Source organism: Granulicella aggregans, from assembly GCF_025685565.1.
In the GTDB taxonomy this organism is placed as follows: Bacteria; Acidobacteriota; Terriglobia; order Terriglobales; family Acidobacteriaceae; genus Edaphobacter; species Edaphobacter aggregans_B.
The window spans coordinates 811,384-828,299 of record NZ_JAGSYE010000001.1 but is presented as its reverse complement, the minus strand read 5'-3'; the positions used below and the strand labels follow the sequence as shown (position 1 = coordinate 828,299).

Sequence of the window (16,916 nt, the reverse complement as noted above, 5' to 3'; positions counted from 1 at the left end):
GAGGCTTTCCTCCTGGATGATGTGAACGGCCTCCCAAAAGGGAGGCCGTTTTTCTGGTTGAGTGCGGCCGTAGTTGGCGGAGTGAATGAAGGCCAACGCAGGGGGCTTCGACTGCGCTGTGCTCCGGTCTAGAGGCCGTCCTCCTTTGTTTCAATGAGGTGTTCTCGTGGGTGGAGAGGACGGTGGTTCGTGCTGCGCACGAAGGTCCCACCCATCGCGAAGACAAGAGCGCGATGGATGGGGCACCCGGATTTGAGGCGGTGCAGGCGGTGGAAGCGGCGAAGTTAGAATTCGCTTGCCAGAGGATAGTGGTTGGCGGCTAGAATCCTCGCATCGCTGGAAAGAAAATTCAGGTAAGAGGCGCATATGACGGAGCTTAGCCCTGCTGCAGATGAAGTGAGCGTATCGAACCCGTTCGCACGGATTGTGACAGTCATGACTGCGCCATCGAAGGCGTTCGCGGATGTGAAGAAGAGCTCTGGCTGGTGGGCTCCGTTCGTGGTCGCGTCGGTGGTGGGGCTGATCTATGCGTACGTGCTGCTGCACGCTGTGGGGCTGCCGACGCTGGTGGACCAGGTGATCCACAACTCGCCGTCGATGGAGCAGCGGATCGCGTCGGCGACGCCTGAGGATGCGGCGAAGATCCGGCACCAGATCGAGTTCAACTTCAAGCTGTCGTACATCGCGCCGGTGATCAGCCTGGTCGCGGGGCTGGCTTGTGCCGGGATCTTTCTGGCCTCGGCGAACTTTGGGGCCGGCGGCAAGTCGACCTATGGACAGATGCTGGGGGTTTGGTTCTACGGGACGCTGCCGATCACCGTGTATACGCTGCTCGTTATCGCGGGGATCTATGCGGGAGTAGCCAGCGATCCGTTCAATATCAACAATGCGATTGGGACGAACCCGGGCTTCTATCTGACGGACAGCGAGTTGCCGAAGACCTTGGTCGCGCTGCTGTCAGCGATCGATATTTTTTCGATCTGGACGGCGGCGTTGCTGGCGATTGGGATCTCGACGGTGGCGGGGATCAAGCGTGGGGTGGCCTGGGCGATCGTGCTGGGGTGGTGGCTGATTTATGTGCTGCTGCTGAAGGTGACGCCGGCGGCGTTTGGGTAGATTCTTTGGTGGGGAAGCGAAGGCAGGGCAACCTACATTCTGGCTATCCAAGAGATGCGGGGGTCTCTCCACGACGCATCGCATGAAGCCGCGATGCTCCGGTCGAGATGACGTTTCGGTGCAACCAAACGCGGTCAGGCTTCCTGGGCGGCATCTTCTTGTATGAGGCGGTCTACGGCGATGTTGAGGGCGAGGCCGAGGCGCTTGAAGCCTTCCTTCCATTCGAGGCTGGATTCGGTGATGCCGGCGGAGTCGCGGCTGCGGCGAAGGAGGTCGTGCCAGATGTTCTGCGCCTGCCAGAGGTTCACCTCAAAAGGCATGGCGGCGATGGTATGGGCGATCGCCAGGGCGGCGTGGAGGTTGTGCATGGCGGTCGAGTGGGCTGACGTGACCGCAGAGCTCAGCAGGGACGCCATGGCGACCTCCAGCTTGACCATGGCGCGCTTCATGCGCTGGCTGGCGGTAAAGCCGAGCAGGGTGCCGTCGAGAGTGACCTGGTCGCCTTCGGCGCGCGTGAGGAGGGACTGGACCTCGGTGGCGTCGAAGTCCTCGGCCTCCAGGGCGCGGCGGAGGCTGGCGTTGAGGGCGAAGCTGGCGGCGAGGGCGAGGGCGGGCGGTGGGCTCATGCCGGACTCGGTGAGGTAGTGGAGAAGGCTGGCGTGGTCCTCGTAGATGTTGCGGAGGGAGTCTTCCATCTCGGAGAGGGTCTGGTTGAGGATGGTGCGCAGGATGCGGTGCTGCTCGTCGGCGAAGAGCGAGGTGAGGGAGTAGCTGGTGCGTGAGGGGTGGGGCTCGCCGTGCAACTGGTCTGGGAAGACGTTGCTGGGCTCGAAGAAGTGGTCGATGTAGCGGATGACATCGGGGAGGTTGGCGCGGCGGATGGAGCTGCGGACGTCGTCGGAGAACTTGACGAAGGCGGCTTCCTCTTCGGGGGCGTAGCGGCGGACGGCGGCCGATAGGTTCTGGTCGCCGAGATGGAGGACGGCGAAGCAGATCTCTTCGCTCTCCTCGGTGATGCGGGAGCGGATGAGGGCGCGACCCAGGGCGACTTTGCCGCGGCCAGAGGCGAAGACCTCGTGCGAGTGGCGGTGGACGTCGAAGCAGAAGAGTTCGCCATCTTCGGGATAGCTGCGGAAGATGGAGCTGATGGCGTAGTGTGCGCCGACCTGCTCGAGGCCGAGCTTCATGCCGGTGACGTAGCGGCGGTAAACCTCGGCGCCGTTGCCGATGTCGGGGACGTTGCTCTCTGCCTTCGCGAGGATCTCGAGGAAGCGCTCTTCGAGGATGAGGCCGGGATCGCCGAAGAGCTCGCTCGCGAGCTGCAGGACGCGGCCGGCGTAGGCGATGATCTGGACGGTCTCGATACCGGATATCTCGTCGAAGAACCAGCCGCAGGAGGTGTACATCAGCTGGGTGTGGCGTTCGAGCTCCATGAGCTCGAGGACGGTGGTGCGTTCTTCTTCGGTGAGCGGGCGGGCGGCGTGCTGGGCGAGGAAGAGGCTGATGGATGCCGGGGAGCGGTCGAGGACGACCTGGATGTAGGCGTCGCGGGCGGCCCATACGTCGACCAAGAGATCTTCGGCGAGGCTCTCGGCGAGCGGGGCGGTGGCGTCGCGGAGGTAGTCGAGGGCGGCGCGCAGGGGGCCGCGCCACTTCTGGTTCCAGCCGGGCTTGCCGCCGTTGCAGCCGCAGTCGGAGCGCCAGCGTTCGACGCCATGGATGCAGCTCCAGGAGGTATCTTCGGCGACCTCGGCCTCCCAGGTGGGAGGGTACTTGTCGAGGAACTCGCCGTAATTGGTGAGGCGGGCGTGGTTGTCGGCTTCGAGCCAGTGGAGGGCGTAGGAGAGGGCCATCTCGCCGTGCTTGTGGTGGTGACCGTAGCTTTCGCCGTCGGTGGCGACGTGGGAGAGCTGAGGTGCGTCGCTGGGGCCGGGATGGAAGCCATCGAGGAGGCGGTGGCCGAAGGTCTCGCCGCTGTTCAAAAGGCCTTCAAAGGCGATGGCGCGGGAGCCAGGGCCGTTGTAGAAGAAGACGGCGATGCTGCGGCCTTCGTCGAGCTGGACGCGGTAGGGCTGGGTAGGGTCCACGGTAGCGTCAGGGGTGCCGATCCAGCTTGGGGCCGGGGCTGTTGTGGCTGCTGCGGGAGTTGTGCCGTCGAGGCCATCGGCGACTTCGGCTTCGAGGTCGGGAGTGGCAGCGGGAGGGGCCGTAGCTAGGCGGCGCACGCGAGCGCACTGGATGGGAGCGAGGACGGTGAACTTGATGCCCTCGGAGGCCATGAGGTCGAGGACGCTGCGGTTGACGGCGGTCTCGGCGAGCCACATGCCTTCGGGCTTGCGGCCGAAGCGGGACTCGAAGTCGGCGATGCCCCAGCGGATCTGGGTGAGGGCGTCGCGGCGGCTGGCGAGCGGCATGATGATGTGGTTGTAGACCTGCGCCATGGCCGATCCGTGGCCGCTGAAGCTGGCGGCGGAGGCGACGTCAGCGTCGAGGATCATGCGGTAGGCGCGGGGGGCGTTGTCGGCCAGCCAGCTGAGCAGCGTCGGGCCGAAGTTGAAGCTCATGCGGCTGTAGTTGTTGACGATGCGGACGATGCGGTTTTCGATGTCGGTGATGCGGGAGGCACCGTTGGGGGCGTAGCACTCGGCGGTGATGCGGTCGTTCCAGTCGTGGTAGGGGGCGGCGGAGTCCTGGACTTCTACGGTCTCGAGCCAGGGGTTCTCGCGGGGCGGCTGGTAGAAGTGGCCGTGGACGCAGACGTAGCGGAGAGGTTTTTCGGCTGATTGCGCGGCAGTGGGGCGAGAGGCGCTCTGAGCAGCCTTTTGAGGCTTGAGTGTGGATGTCGCCTTGGGCATGGTGCCGGTCTCCTGAGATGTTTGATGCCGGGCCGGGTGTGGCACATCGGCACAGCCAACAGCTTACAGGGTTCGGGGATGGGAGTTTTTGCTGGGGAGGTGATTGGGGAGGGGAGTTTTGTTCTGGTGGAGTTTGAGGTGGGGATGGGGTTGTATGGGGCGGGTCTCAGGCGCTGGTATTGAGTAGCGATGTGGAGAAGAATGAAATGCGGGGTCCGTCCACTGCGCGACGGACGATGGTGCTGTCCGTCGCTTCGGTCGAGATGACGTTCTCTTCTTTTTATGCAATTTTCATGCGGTTATGGAGTAACAGTCTGGAAGCCAACATGACGCGCGGCTTCCAGGAGCTGAGTGTCTCCTGAGATAAAGACGTAATTCTGGGCATTACCGGAAGACCAGATCCACGCGGCGGCGAGTTGAAGCGCGTCGGCGGCTTTGAGGGGATACTTGCTCAGGAAGAGTTCTGCTTCAGCTCGAAGCGATTCCGTTGGCTGCAACTCGCGCCATCCACGTCGAAGCTTCTCCAGTCGCGCTACCGCCGCTACGTGATCAGGGATCGTTAGCTGGCCCATCCTGAGAAGGCGCTCGGAGGCGCTGCGAATCTCGACCGGCGTGGCCCACCAGACCGCAATCTCATGTTGTTCGAGGAGCTTCTGCACTGCGGGACTCGGCTGCTGTTGGACGCACAAAGGCACCAGCGCGCTTGTATCCCAGAAAGCAGGGGTCACCGGTCTCCCCGGCTATCGATCGCTACTTCCACCGCAATCTCTTGCGAGACGTTGCCTGCGGGAGCGAGAAAAAACTGACTCCAGTCAATCTCCTCTTCCGGCATCTTCAAGGCTCCTGAAGCGACCAGTTGAGCTTCCTCGTCCCATCCTGCGCCGTGACGGAAGGGCAGAATTCGCGCCACTGGAACGCTGCGATCCCTTATGACGACCTCTTCCCCATTTTTCACGTATTGGAGATAGCCGCTTAGCTGGTTCTTGAGCTCGCCTATGTTCACCGTTTTCATAGGTTGAGAATACTCCTACTTGGCTAACTTAGCTTCTTCAGTGGCGAGGTCGCAGGCGCGGTAGAGGTACCAGGTTGCGACAGAGCACCAGGGTTGCCAGCGTTTGGCGCGCTTGCGCATTTCGTCTGGTTTGGGGAGATCGCCTGGCGTGACTTTGTCTGTTGGTTTGAGCTTGCCGAAGGTGAGGGCGAAGCCTTTGCGGACGCCGTAGTCGTCGACGGGGAGGACGTTGGGGCGGCCTAGGCGGAAGATGAGCATCATCTCCACGGTCCACTTGCCGATGCCGCGAACCTGGGTGAGGTGCTCGATGATGGCTTCGTCCGACATGCGGCGGATGTGGGCGAGGGTGGGGACGGTGCCGTCGAGGGTCTTGGCGGCGAGGTCGCGGACGGCGAGGGCTTTGTTGTGGGAGAGGCCAGCGGCGCGAAGCTGCTCGTTGGGGCAGTCGAGGAGATGTTGCGGGCTGGGATGGATGCCTTCGCCGACGAGCGGGTAGAAGCCTTCGATGAGGCGGCGGTGGATGGTGGCGGCGGCCTTGCCGTGGAGCTGCTGGTAGACGATGGACTCGAGCAGGGCCTCGAAGGGCGACTGGGCGCTGGCGAGCTTCATGGTGAAGGGGCCAACGCGGGCGATGAGCTTGCCGAGTTTGGGGTCGGCGGCGGAGAGGTCGGCGATGGCCTGGGCGTGGTCGTAACGGGGTGGGCGGGGGCTCTTGCGCTCGTACGGCATGAAGGCAGGGTATAGGGATTAGGGGGTAGGGTGTAGGAAAAAGAGGGAGAAGTTAGAAGGGAGAAATGCGGGGGTCTCTCCACTGCGCGACGGACGGTGAGGCTGTCCGTGGCTTCGGTCGAGATGACGATTCTTTGGTGTCGGGTACTTGGTTTGTGGCGAAAAGGTTCGAGCATCTCGGGTAGTGCGGTCGTTCTCGGGTCCTTCGACTCCGCGCTTCGCGCTCCGCTCAAGATGACGGACAAGTACTCCTACGCGACACGAGAGGCTTCGGCGCTGGAGAGATCGTAAGCCACGGATTGGCGGTTGACGAAGAGCCGATCGATCTCGGCGGTGGCGAGGACGGCGGCGGGCAGGAGCCATTCGCCGAAGATGCGGGTCTCGGCCCAGACGCCGTAGCCGGAGGTGACGATGAGGCAGGGCACGGCGGCGAGCATGAAGGCGCGCTGAGAGGGCTTCAGCAGGCGGTTGCCCATGATGAGCGGGATGAGCAGGAAGCCGAAGGCGCTGAGCATCTGGGGCCAGTGGCTGGGGTTGACGACGTTGTGCAGGTTTTCGCCGAGGTGCAGGCCCATCTCGGTGGAGAGATTGGCGGCGTAGCGGTGGAGAATCCAGAGGCGGAAGGGTATCCAGACGGCGAGCATGGCGAGGGAGATGGCGATCGCTTGTCTGTGCTGGCCGCGTACCCAGGCGACGCCAAAGCTCAACGGCATGAGGAAGATGGCGGTCTCGCGGACGGGGAGGTCGATGAGGAAGACGAGGAAGACGGGGACCCAGAGGCCCTCAAAGATGAGCAGGCAGGCAGCGCCGAAGAGGAAGGCGTGGGGGAGGTCCCAGGGGTACCATAGGGTGACCTCGTAGCGAGCTGCCTCAGTGATGTAGAGCATGGCCAGCATGAGCGTGGGCGGGAGCCACCAGAAATTTGGATAGCGCTTGAGACCGTAAAAGAGCGCTGCTGCGGTGGTGAGCAGGAGAGCGACGACGCCGGCGAGCAGGCTGGCGAGTTTGAGGGCGGAGATGGGCTCGAAGGGGAAGCGCTTGTGGCGGAGGTGGCGGTTGTCGTCGACTTTCTTTGCGAGATCGACGAAGCGCGGAGAGTTCTGCGCGGCCTGGAGGATGGGCATCATGCCGATGCGGCCCTGGTAGGGCATGGGAGCGGTGCCGGCGACGTAGAGGCGGAGGTCGACGTAGCTGTAGTTGAGCCAGAAGACGGAGAGCGCGCAATGCAGGGTCGCCATGAGGAGCAGGACGGAGACAACGGCGACGACTATCGGGCGGGGACGCGAGGAGGGCTGAACGTCCGGATAGGTGTCGGGGTAGAAGCCTGGGGAGAGCGCTTTGAGGTTTCTCTGAATCAAGCCGATCTCCTGTGGTGGGCTGATGGGTCGGGTACCGAATGCTCGATAGGGGATGCCGAATCAGGTTTTGAGCGCGTAGGTCGAGTATAGCGGACGCAGAAGCGGTATCAGAGTGTTCCGATGATCGAACAGATGCAGAAACTGCCGGGTCTGGATGGTCGAACATCGAACGGGGCGCGGAATTTAATTCGGGGGCGAACCAAGAGTGGGAACCAGTGCCAAAAAGGGATTACTTGTGGAGAATGTTGACGCTGCGGGGATTTTTGTATGAGATGTAGTGCGAAAGAGCGTTCAGGGCATGGAAATCCAAGATATAAGACCACTTACGTCCGAGTTTTGGGCGGTTGGATTTTTTTCTCGAGTGCTATAACTTGGATTCTTAGCAGTGCAAATCAGGACAGTAATCCCTATTTTGGTTACCGGTTGACACAGAAGATGTGTTGCCGGTAGGGTTTGAGTCCATTCGACATGGGTCCTGAAGCAGCGTTTTTTGTGCAGGTTGCAGTTTCCAAGTTGCTTCCGTCGCAGGTAGTTACGTTGTGCCGGGAGCGCAGGTTCCGTTTCACCACCGTCTGAGTTGAGGCGGCGATGTTGTTTCCACTAAGGGTTGAGCAGTTAGACCGGGTGGTGACAGAAGTGTTTCGCAGTAGAGGTTCTTTTTTCGAAGTTCCGTAGTAGCGGTTACGGGAAAAGCAGAGGAAGCAGGAAAGCTCTCATGGCGCAAGTTTTTGATCGTAGTTCGAACGCTCTGGCGCGGTTCAGCCTGGTCCTGACCGGGGTCATCGTGATTGCGCTCGGCGTCACGCTGGATAACCTGCAGCGCTCCCCCTGGGTGACGCGCCAGGGCCAGCGTCCTGACCAGCCGGTACCGTTCAGCCATAAGCACCACGTTGTGGGCCTGGGGCTGCAGTGCCAGTACTGTCACACGTCGGTAGAGAAGTCGAGCTACGCGGGTATCCCTCCGACGAAGACCTGTATCAATTGCCACTCGCAGATCTGGACCAACGCGCAACTGCTTGAACCGGTTCGGCAGAGCTGGGCGACGGGAGCATCGATCCAGTGGATCAAGGTCCACGACCTTCCCGACTACGTTTATTTCAATCACTCGATCCACGTGAATAAAGGCATTGGCTGCGCAAGCTGTCATGGCCGGGTGGACGAGATGCCGTTGATGTATCAGCAGAACACGTTGCAGATGGAGTGGTGTTTGAACTGCCACCGCAATCCTGGCGTGAACCTGCGGCCGACGAGCGAGATCTACAATATGGCGTGGGCTGGACCTTCGACCGACAAGCCGGTGTGGTGCGCTGACAAGGGCGTAAGCGGACCGACGGCGCAGAACATCGCCTGCACGACCAAGGATCCTTCGAGCAGCAATCCTGAGGTCGCATTCCTGCAGATGGGAGCTGGTAAGAGCGATTCTGGAACTCCGCTACAGCCGCATCCGCTTACGGGCGAAGGCCAAACGGTCAGCGACGCTCCTCCGGCGATGCTCATGCCGGCGAGCTTCCACAAGTTCACCAGCCAGGAAGATCTGGGCAAGTATCTGACAGGCCAGTACCACATACGAACGCCGGAACAGCTTTCAAGCTGCGAGACGTGCCACAGATAGCTAAAGGCAGCTAAAGGCAGCGAAAGACAGCTAAAGGCAGCGAGAGACAAAGAACGGCAGCGAGAGACAGCGAGCAGATGGAAGAGGCGATGGAAAAGACCAACACGAATGAAGCTCCGGTAGTGGTAACGCGCATCGCGCCGGCCAAGCTGACGCTGGCCGAGGTTCAGGCCAAGCTCGAGGGCAAGACCGGGCGCCGGTTCTGGAAGGACCTTGACTCGCTGGCCGAGACGGAGTCATTTCAGAACTTGATGGCGGAGGAGTTTCCGCGGCAGGCTGGCTCGACCAATGAGTGGGTCGATCCCGTGTCGCGTCGCGGCTTCATGAAGGTGATGGGTGCCTCGTTCGCTCTGGCAGGATTGGCCGGATGCACCAAGCAGCCCGACGAGCCGATCTATCCGTATGTGAAGCAGCCTGAGGACCTAGTGCTGGGAACGTCGATGTACTTCGCGACGGCGCATCCCTTCCCTACCGGCGCTCTGCCGTTGCTGGTTAAGTCCGATGCGTTCCGCCCGATCAAGCTTGAGGGAAACCCTGAGCATCCCGTGGTCAAGGGCAAGTCCGATGCGATCACGCAGGCGACGTTGCTGGGCATGTATGACCCGGACCGCTCGCAGCATGTGATCTACAAGGGCGAGACTTCGAGCTTTGGGAAGTTTCAGCAGGACTTTGCGACTGCGGTAAAGGCGACGAACGGCGGGCAGGGAGTTTACTTCCTCTCGGAGACGATCACCTCGCCGACGCTGGCTGTGCAGTGGAAGCAGTTGCAGGCGAAGTATCCGCAGGCCAAGCTGATCCAGTGGGACCCGGTGAACTCGGATAGTTCGCGCGCTGCTTCGAAGGCGGCGTTTGGCGAGTACGTGGACGCGCAGTACAAGCTGGAAGAGGCGGACGTGATCGTCTCGCTCGATGCCGATTTCCTCGGCGGGATCGCGCATCCGGGCTTCCTGCCGCTGGCTGCTGCTTATGCGGAGCGGCATCGGTACGAGGCAGGCAAGACGATGAACCGGCTGTACGTCGTCGAGACCATGCCGACGGTTACCGGTATGAAGGCCGAGCACCGGCTGGGGTTGAAGCCTAGCGACCTGGTGAACTTCGCGAACGCGCTGGCAAGTGGCGGAAGTGTGGCGAATCCCGATGCGCAGAAGTTTTTGACCGCGCTGCTGAATGATTTGAAGGCGAATTCGGGCAAGGTTGTGGTGATTCCGGGTGAGCAGGCTCCGGCTTCGGTTCATGCTGCTGCTTATGCTTTGAATGCTGCGCTGGGCGCGATTGGCAAGACCGTGATCTACACCGAGACGGTCAACCCGATTCCGTCCGAGCAGATCGCAGACCTCAAGTTGCTGGTCAACGATATGAACGCGGGTAAGGTCTCCTGGCTGGTCATGCTGGGCGTGAATCCGCTCTACTCCGCCCCGGCTGACCTGAACTTCAAGGACGCGTTCGACAAGGTCCCGACAACGGCGCATCTTGGGATGTACCGCGACGAGACCGGCGTTCTGTCGACGTATCACCTCAATCAGGCGCACTTCCTGGAGATCTGGTCGGATGCGCGGGCGTATGACGGCACGATCTCGATCATTCAGCCGATGATCGCTCCGATGTACGACGGCAAGACGGCGCATGATGTCTTCCAGTCGCTGCTGGACAATCCGCAGGCTTCGGCATTCGATGTGGTTTCGGCGAATGCGAAGACCTACATCAAGGGCGACTTCGCCGAAGGTTGGCGCAAGGCGCTGCATGATGGATGGGTAGAGGGCACGGCGTTTACGGCCAAGGGCGGATCGCCGAAGGGTGGGTTGACGGCTGCTGCCGCTCCTGCCTCGACCAGCGGCTACGAGATCTCGTTCAAGCCGGACACTTCGCTCTATGACGGTCGCTACGCGAACATCGGGTGGCTGCAGGAGCTCTCGAAGCAGATCACCAGCATGAGCTGGGACAACGCCGCGATGATGAGCATGGCGACGATGGCCGATCTGAAGGTCGAAGAGACCGACGTGATCGAGATCGAGCTGAATGGCCGCAAGGTCAAGGCGCCGGTGTTCATGGTTCCCGGACATCCGGATGGCGCGATCACGGTCCATCTTGGATTTGGCCGCGGGCCGGAGGCCGGACGCTCCGCCGCGAAGGTCGGCTTCAACGCCTATGCGCTGCGGACGGCCGATGGAGCGCTCTACGCTCCGGGTGCGACGGCGAAGAAGGTCGACACTGGCTACGACCTTTGCGTGACCAAGGTGCACAACATCGAGCACCGCGGAGCGTTTGCGCAGCGCGACCTCGAGAAGCCGCTTTCGGACAAGACGGGCACGTACTCGCTGGCTGGACATGAGGCGATGGAGCGGGCGATCATCCGCTACGCGACGCTTGAAGAGGTCAAGAAGAATCCGAACTTCGCGCATGAGCAGGAAGAGGTTGGCAAGTCGATTCCGGGCGCGCTGATCGGCAAGGTTGGGTATGCGCCCGAGGGCGAGCCTCTCGGCCACGCCGACAGCTTCTTCCCGGATGCGTGGAACTACAAGAAGACTGATCCCGCGAACCTGAAGATCCAGAACGCGTGGGGCATGGCGATCGACCTTAACAGCTGCGTGGGCTGCAACGCATGCGTGGTGAGCTGCTATGCGGAGAACAACATCGCTGTGGTGGGCCGCGAGCAGGTGAAGGTTGGCCGCAACATGCAGTGGATCCGCATCGACACGTACTTCGAGGGCGATCTTCATGCTCCGAAGGCGCACTTCCAGCCGATGGCCTGCCAGCACTGCGAGAACGCGGGCTGCGAACAGGTCTGCCCGGTGGGCGCGACGGTGCATACGCCCGAAGGCATCAACACGATGGTCTATAACCGTTGCGTTGGAACGCGTTACTGCTCGAACAACTGCCCATACAAGGTTCGCCGGTTCAACTTCCTGCTGTACTCGGACTACGACCAGGAGAGCTTGAAGTTCATGCGCAATCCGGACGTCTCGGTCCGTTCGCGCGGCGTGATGGAGAAGTGCAGCTACTGCATCCAGCGCATCGAAGAGGCGAAGATCACGGCCGATAAGGAAAACCGCGAGATTCGCGATGGCGACATCGTGACGGCGTGCCAGCAGGCGTGCCCGACCTCCGCGATCACCTTCGGCAACATCAACGACCCGAACAGCAAGGTCGCCAAACTGAAGGCCGAGGAGCGCGATTACCCCGTGCTCGCCGACCTGAACTTCCGTCCGCGTACGACTTACACGGCGGGCGTCATCAACCCGAACCCGGAGCTGGCATAAATGGCTACCAAGAATCCAATTGTCGATCCCATGATTGACCCGCGTACTGGTGAGTATGCGGTCATCGCTCCGGGTCACAACTTCAAGTCGGTGACGCAGAAGATCGCCGGAATCGTGCTGACGTCGAACACGCCGCTGGGCTGGTTCTTCGGCCTGATTGTGGGCGCGGCGGTGGCGAATGGTGTGGTGATCGGCTGCACATGGCTGTTCCTGAAGGGCGTCGGCATCTGGGGCGTGACCATTCCGGGCGCCTGGGGCTTCGCCATCATCAACTTCGTGTGGTGGATCGGTATCGGCCATGCGGGCACGCTGATCTCGGCGATTCTGTTGCTGTTCAAGCAGACGTGGCGAAACTCGATCAACCGGTTCGCGGAGGCGATGACGATCTTCGCCGTGGTCTGCGCGGGAACGTTCCCGCTGATCCACGTTGGACGTCCGTGGCTGGCGTACTGGCTCTTCCCTTACCCGAACACAATGAACGTCTGGCCGCAGTTCCGCAGCCCGCTGGCGTGGGACGTGTTCGCGGTATCGACGTACGCGACGATCTCGATTGTCTTCTGGTACGTCGGCATGATCCCGGACTTCGGCACGATGCGCGACCGGGCTGTGCTGCCGGCGGCGAAGTTCTTCTACGGGACTCTGTCGCTGGGCTGGAGAGGATCGACGCGGCACTGGATTCGGTATGAGTCCGCTTCCCTGCTGCTGGCCGGACTTTCAACGCCACTGGTACTCTCGGTACACACGGTCATCAGCTTCGACTTCGCGGTGGCGTCGCTGGCTGGATGGCATACGACGATCTTCCCGCCATACTTCGTTGCGGGCGCTATCTACTCGGGGTTCGCCATGGTCATCACGCTGGCGATTCCGATACGGAAGTTCTACCACCTGGAAGACCTGGTTACGCTGCGGCACCTCGATAACATGGCGAAGGTCATGCTCGGAACCGGCCTGATCGTGGCTTACGGCTACGGCATGGAAGTCTTCATGGCGTACTACTCGGCCAGCCACTGGGAGTACTTCATGATGTGGAACCGTATGTTCGGGCCGATGGGCTGGGGCTACTGGATACTGATCCTGACGAACATCGCGATTCCGCTGACGACGCTTTGGTCGCGCAAGCTGCGGGTCAACGTGACGTACCTCTTTCTGCTCTCGTTCGTGATCAATACGGGTATGTGGTTCGAGCGCTTCGTCATCGTTGTGACCAGCCTGTACCGCGACTACCTGCCGTCGAGCTGGGGAACGTACCGGGCGACGCGTTGGGACTACATGATCTACATCGGAACGATGGGCCTGTTTACGTTCCTGTTCTTCCTCTTTGTGCGCTTCCTGCCGATGATCCCGATGTCCGAGATCCGGATGATGCTGCCGCAGACGAAGGTCAGCAAGGGCGGCGGAAGTGCCGAGACCACAATTGAGGAGACCGTCTAATGCCACCTCGTGAAGGAATCTACGGACTGATTGCCGAGTTCAATACGCCGAGCGAGTTGGTGCAGGCGACTGAAGCTGCACGTGAGGCTGGATATCGCCGGATGGAGTGCTACACGCCATACCCGGTCGAAGAAGCGGCAGAGGCGCTGCACTTTCATAAGACACGCGTCCCGCTGGTCTGCCTGCTGGGCGGGTTGATGGGCGTGACCACCTGCTTCCTGATGGAGACGTGGATCAACGTCTATGCGTATCCGCTGAACATCGCGGGAAGGCCGCTGTTCTCGTGGCCGGCGTTCATTATTCCCGCGTACGAGTGGACGATTCTGTTTGCCGGACTTTCAACGGCGTTCGGGATGCTGGCGCTGAACGGACTGCCGCAGCTCTACCATCCTGTCTTCAACGCCCCGAACTTCCGCAATGGAGCGACGACGGACAAGTTCTTCCTTTGCCTTGAAGCCTCCGACCCGAAGTTCTCGCTGGGCGAGACGCGGGCCTTTCTTGAAACATTCCCCGCGGTCTCCGTGGTGGAGGTGGACCATTAGCACTCGAGTTCAAGCTACGCGTCTTCAAATTCAACGCGCTGGCATTCTGACGGCAGCTCTGGCGACGGTGTTCCTCGCTGGCTGCCGCCAGGACATGCACAACCAGCCCAAGTTCGTTCCACAGCGCGGCACCGACTTCTACGCCGATGGCCGCTCCGCGCGTCCGCAGGTGGAGAACACTGTCGCCCGCACGCAACTGCACCAGGACGCCTACTTCTATACCGGCTTGCAGAACGGCAAAGAGGGTGACGCGCTTCCCTTCCCGGCGACGCTGCAGGTGCTCGAAAAGGGGCAGGAGCGGTACAACGTGTACTGTACGCCTTGCCACTCACGCGTCGGTAACGGCGCTGGCATGATCGTCGACCGTGGCTATCATCCGGCCGGGAACTTCCATACGGCTCGGCTGGTTGCGGCTCCCCTTGGGCACTTCTTCAACGTGATCACGAATGGTTATGGCGCGATGCCGGAGTATGCGGCGCAGGTGAGCGTTGAGGATCGCTGGGCGATCGCTGCTTACATTCGCGCACTCCAGCTGAGCCAGAACGCGAAGCAGGCGGACGTCGCCAGCGGAGAGCATGTTCAGCCGCTGAGCGATATCGAAAAGGCTGAAGGGTTCAACGAGGGATTTGCCGAGGACTGGTCGCTTCCGAGCACGGCCCACTATGGAACTCCGGACAAGCAGGAGTTTGTACTGCCGGGTAATGGAGCAGCTCCTTCTAGCGGCGCGGCTCCTGAGATGAAGGCTGCACCTGCTGCACCAAAGGCCACTGCACCGGCTCCGGCCAAGTAGCTTTAGCGGCCGCGTAGACGCGGTCGATGTAACAAGGTTTGGATCGACTTGAGATCGTACAAGAAGGCTTGAAACGAATGGCATCTGGACACGAACAACACGGCTCACACCACCTGGCGGCTCACGGTCCGCGCGTGCTGCCATCGACTCTCGGTTCGCCTGAGGTGCTCAGCGCCTGGCGCACGAAATCGCTGATCGTCGGCATCGCCTTCACGGTGATCTCGCTGGTCTTCGCTTTCAGCGATAGTGGCCGCGCACACTTGACACGCGCATACCTCCACGGCTGGGTGCTCTGCTTCGGCTTTGCCGGCGGCGGCCTGATCATGCTGATGCTGCAGTACGTCACTGGCGGTAAGTGGGGCCTGTTGCTGCGGCGGCCACTGGAGGCGATGGCGGGCACGCTACCTTTGATCGCCCTGGCGCTTATTCCACTTGGAATCTCTTTGTTTACCGGGAAGAGCATGTACGCGTGGGCGAACTTCGATACCGTCGCCAAGGCGTTGCAGGCGGTGAAGGACCACCAGCTCGGGCTTGAAGATGCACTCACGCTGATCTCGAAGCGGGCGATGTTGAACCCGTGGGCTGCGGTCGCGCAGAGCTGCATCGCCTTCGCGGTGTTTCTGTTCCTGGCTTTCACGCTGCGGCGCTGGTCGATCGCGCGCGACGCGGATGAGGCGCGTGGCACCGAGGGTAGCTTCGAGCGCTGGCGGATGAAGTTCGAGAACCTCTCCGGCCCGGGCATCCTGATCTACGTAATCCTGATGACGGACATCATTATCGTCTGGGTGATGTCGCTCGATGTGAGTTGGTACAGCTCGGTATGGGGCCTGAAGTTCATGGTCGGCCAGGGTTACGGAGTGCTGGCGCTGGGCATTCTTACCGTGGTCTCCCTTTCCAAGGTCGAGCCGATGAAGACGATGCTGCGGACGACCGAGCAGCACGACCTGGGCAAGTTCCTCTTCGCGTTCGTCATGCTGAACATCTATCTGACCTTCGCGGAGTTCCTGATCCTCTGGTCCGGCAACGTTCCGGACGAGATTCCGTGGTATCTGGCACGCATCCATGGCGGATGGTGGACGATCTGCTCGCTGGACTTCGTGTGCCATTGGCTGATTCCCTTCTGCCTGTTGCTGTCGCGCGACCTGAAGCGCAGCAAGTCGCGGATGAAGGTGCTGTGCACCTTTATGATCCTCGCGCGTGCAATCGACCTGTTCTGGATCATCGAGCCGAACTTCCCGGATGCCGCAGGCAACCTGCATATTGCCGGCAATTTCGGAATCCTCGCTTACGTTACTGTCCCGATTGCGATGCTTGGCCTTTGGGGCACCTACTACCTGACGCTACTGAACTCGCGTCCGTTGATTGCGGTCAACGATCCTCACGTTGAAGAGATGTTGGAGCCTGAACATGCCCACTAATGATGGAGAACTCGGAAAAGCGGTGAGCCACGTGGACCCGAAGCCCGCCCTTGACGGCGAGCATCCTGGTTACGAGACAACGGACGTCAACGTCAGCGGCGTGGTGGTGTTTCTTGGCGGCCTGATGGGCTTCCTAGTCATCTTTTTTGTGGTCTGCTTCGGAATTGGAAAGTTGATCAATAATCAGCTGACCGAGTCGGACGGACCTACGGATAAGTGGCACACGAAGTCGACCCTGGAGGGCGGCGGGAAGCGCGAAGACCTGACCAGCAACGCCGTGATGCAGCAGAAAGAGCTGGCGCAGATGACGCAGTCGTTTCCGACGCCTCGGCTGGATATCGACGATGGCAACCAGGCGACGGCGGACCTTCATGCCCGCGAGGACCTGCTGCTGAATCACTACAGCTCGAACAACGGTACGATACGGATTCCGATCGATCGGGCGATGGAGTTGGTGGCGGGTAAACTGCCGGTCGTGGCTCAGGGTTCGGCACCGACGACGCTGATGGCGGGGGATGCTCATCCGGTTCCGCAGGTTCCGCTAACCAGCGGCTTTGCGCGGACAGGGTACGAACTTGATGCGATGGAAGCGCGGAAGCAGAAGATGAGCTTTGCAAAGGCTGAGGAGAATACGCACGCGGAGCTAGCCCCGATCAAGTAGTTGGGGTCGCTTTACGGCTTAGGATTTAAGCAGGGCCAGCAGTTTCGAAGCAAGCACGAGAAGCAGATCCTCCGACTTCGTCGAAGGATGACAAGGGTAAGTGAGTGGTACCTGCAATCGGGCGACAAGGTTAGA

General features: G+C 61.1%; 14 protein-coding genes. 9 read left to right on the top strand and 5 right to left on the bottom strand.

The window, feature by feature from the left end; translation table 11 throughout:
* The first annotated feature begins 182 nt into the window (after positions 1–182).
* Together OHL18_RS03460 and OHL18_RS03455 are read left to right on the top strand one after the other, a co-directional pair.
* Entirely contained in the window at positions 183–323 is a 141-nt protein-coding gene (locus OHL18_RS03460) for a hypothetical protein (protein ID WP_263373434.1), read from the top strand.
* A gap of 43 nt (positions 324–366) precedes the next feature.
* Positions 367–1,116: a YIP1 family protein gene (locus OHL18_RS03455; RefSeq protein WP_263373433.1), complete on the top strand. Its 750-nt coding sequence runs from the start codon at positions 367–369 to the stop codon at positions 1,114–1,116.
* Between the two features lie 134 nt (positions 1,117–1,250).
* Here OHL18_RS03455 and OHL18_RS03450 read toward each other — a convergent pair whose 3' ends face one another.
* The 5 genes from OHL18_RS03450 to OHL18_RS03430 form a co-directional block, all read right to left on the bottom strand.
* A complete protein-coding gene (locus OHL18_RS03450; protein ID WP_263373432.1) occupies positions 1,251–3,971 on the bottom strand; it encodes a DUF3536 domain-containing protein in 2,721 nt (906 codons plus the stop codon).
* Between the two features lie 299 nt (positions 3,972–4,270).
* Positions 4,271–4,699, bottom strand: a complete 429-nt coding sequence (locus OHL18_RS03445) for a type II toxin-antitoxin system VapC family toxin (protein ID WP_263373431.1) — start codon at positions 4,697–4,699, stop codon at positions 4,271–4,273.
* The gene (locus OHL18_RS03440) at positions 4,696–4,983 is read right to left on the bottom strand and encodes a type II toxin-antitoxin system Phd/YefM family antitoxin (RefSeq protein WP_263373430.1); all 288 of its coding nucleotides are present in this window, start codon (positions 4,981–4,983) and stop codon (positions 4,696–4,698) included. The genes OHL18_RS03445 and OHL18_RS03440 overlap by 4 nt, the downstream gene beginning before the upstream one ends.
* Before the next feature lie 15 nt (positions 4,984–4,998).
* Positions 4,999–5,712, bottom strand: coding sequence for a DNA-3-methyladenine glycosylase family protein (locus tag OHL18_RS03435; RefSeq protein WP_263373429.1), 714 nt, complete (start codon positions 5,710–5,712; stop codon positions 4,999–5,001).
* A 251-nt stretch (positions 5,713–5,963) separates the two neighbouring features.
* Positions 5,964–7,070 carry a hypothetical protein gene (locus tag OHL18_RS03430; protein WP_263373428.1) on the bottom strand — a complete coding sequence of 369 codons (1,107 nt, stop codon included), beginning with the start codon at positions 7,068–7,070 and terminating at the stop codon, positions 5,964–5,966.
* A 715-nt stretch (positions 7,071–7,785) separates the two neighbouring features.
* On the opposite strand from OHL18_RS03430, the gene OHL18_RS03425 reads away from it, so the two are divergent.
* The 7 genes from OHL18_RS03425 to OHL18_RS03395 all read left to right on the top strand — a co-directional run bounded on the left by OHL18_RS03425 (position 7,786) and on the right by OHL18_RS03395 (position 16,781).
* Positions 7,786–8,682 (top strand): cytochrome c3 family protein, encoded by an 897-nt coding sequence (locus OHL18_RS03425; protein ID WP_263373427.1) that lies wholly within the window; start codon positions 7,786–7,788, stop codon positions 8,680–8,682.
* An 89-nt stretch (positions 8,683–8,771) separates the two neighbouring features.
* Positions 8,772–11,939, top strand: a complete 3,168-nt coding sequence (locus OHL18_RS03420) for a TAT-variant-translocated molybdopterin oxidoreductase (RefSeq protein WP_263373426.1) — start codon at positions 8,772–8,774, stop codon at positions 11,937–11,939.
* Positions 11,940–13,370, top strand: a complete 1,431-nt coding sequence (gene nrfD, locus OHL18_RS03415) for an NrfD/PsrC family molybdoenzyme membrane anchor subunit (protein ID WP_263373425.1) — start codon at positions 11,940–11,942, stop codon at positions 13,368–13,370.
* The gene (locus tag OHL18_RS03410; protein WP_263373424.1) at positions 13,370–13,912 is read left to right on the top strand and encodes a DUF3341 domain-containing protein; all 543 of its coding nucleotides are present in this window, start codon (positions 13,370–13,372) and stop codon (positions 13,910–13,912) included. Before nrfD ends, OHL18_RS03410 begins: the two co-directional genes overlap by 1 nt.
* Before the next feature lie 67 nt (positions 13,913–13,979).
* Positions 13,980–14,702, top strand: a complete 723-nt coding sequence (locus OHL18_RS03405; protein WP_263373423.1) for a c-type cytochrome — start codon at positions 13,980–13,982, stop codon at positions 14,700–14,702.
* A gap of 77 nt (positions 14,703–14,779) precedes the next feature.
* A complete protein-coding gene (locus OHL18_RS03400) occupies positions 14,780–16,120 on the top strand; it encodes a hypothetical protein (protein WP_263373422.1) in 1,341 nt (446 codons plus the stop codon).
* Positions 16,110–16,781, top strand: a complete 672-nt coding sequence (locus tag OHL18_RS03395) for a hypothetical protein (protein WP_263373421.1) — start codon at positions 16,110–16,112, stop codon at positions 16,779–16,781. The genes OHL18_RS03400 and OHL18_RS03395 overlap by 11 nt, the downstream gene beginning before the upstream one ends.
* The last annotated feature ends 135 nt before the right edge of the window (positions 16,782–16,916 follow it).

What these genes read in the sequence shown, in the direction of transcription:
- OHL18_RS03420 (WP_263373426.1), top strand. Translation starts at nt 8,772, where the DNA reads ATGGAAAAGACCAACACGAATGAAGCTCCGGTAGTGGTAACGCGCATC.
- OHL18_RS03400 (WP_263373422.1), top strand. Translation starts at nt 14,780, where the DNA reads ATGGCATCTGGACACGAACAACACGGCTCACACCACCTGGCGGCTCAC.
- nrfD (WP_263373425.1), top strand. Translation starts at nt 11,940, where the DNA reads ATGGCTACCAAGAATCCAATTGTCGATCCCATGATTGACCCGCGTACT.
- OHL18_RS03435 (WP_263373429.1), bottom strand. Translation starts at nt 5,712, where the DNA reads ATGCCGTACGAGCGCAAGAGCCCCCGCCCACCCCGTTACGACCACGCC.
- OHL18_RS03455 (WP_263373433.1), top strand. Translation starts at nt 367, where the DNA reads ATGACGGAGCTTAGCCCTGCTGCAGATGAAGTGAGCGTATCGAACCCG.
- OHL18_RS03410 (WP_263373424.1), top strand. Translation starts at nt 13,370, where the DNA reads ATGCCACCTCGTGAAGGAATCTACGGACTGATTGCCGAGTTCAATACG.
- OHL18_RS03440 (WP_263373430.1), bottom strand. Translation starts at nt 4,983, where the DNA reads ATGAAAACGGTGAACATAGGCGAGCTCAAGAACCAGCTAAGCGGCTAT.
- OHL18_RS03450 (WP_263373432.1), bottom strand. Translation starts at nt 3,971, where the DNA reads ATGCCCAAGGCGACATCCACACTCAAGCCTCAAAAGGCTGCTCAGAGC.
- OHL18_RS03395 (WP_263373421.1), top strand. Translation starts at nt 16,110, where the DNA reads ATGCCCACTAATGATGGAGAACTCGGAAAAGCGGTGAGCCACGTGGAC.
- OHL18_RS03425 (WP_263373427.1), top strand. Translation starts at nt 7,786, where the DNA reads ATGGCGCAAGTTTTTGATCGTAGTTCGAACGCTCTGGCGCGGTTCAGC.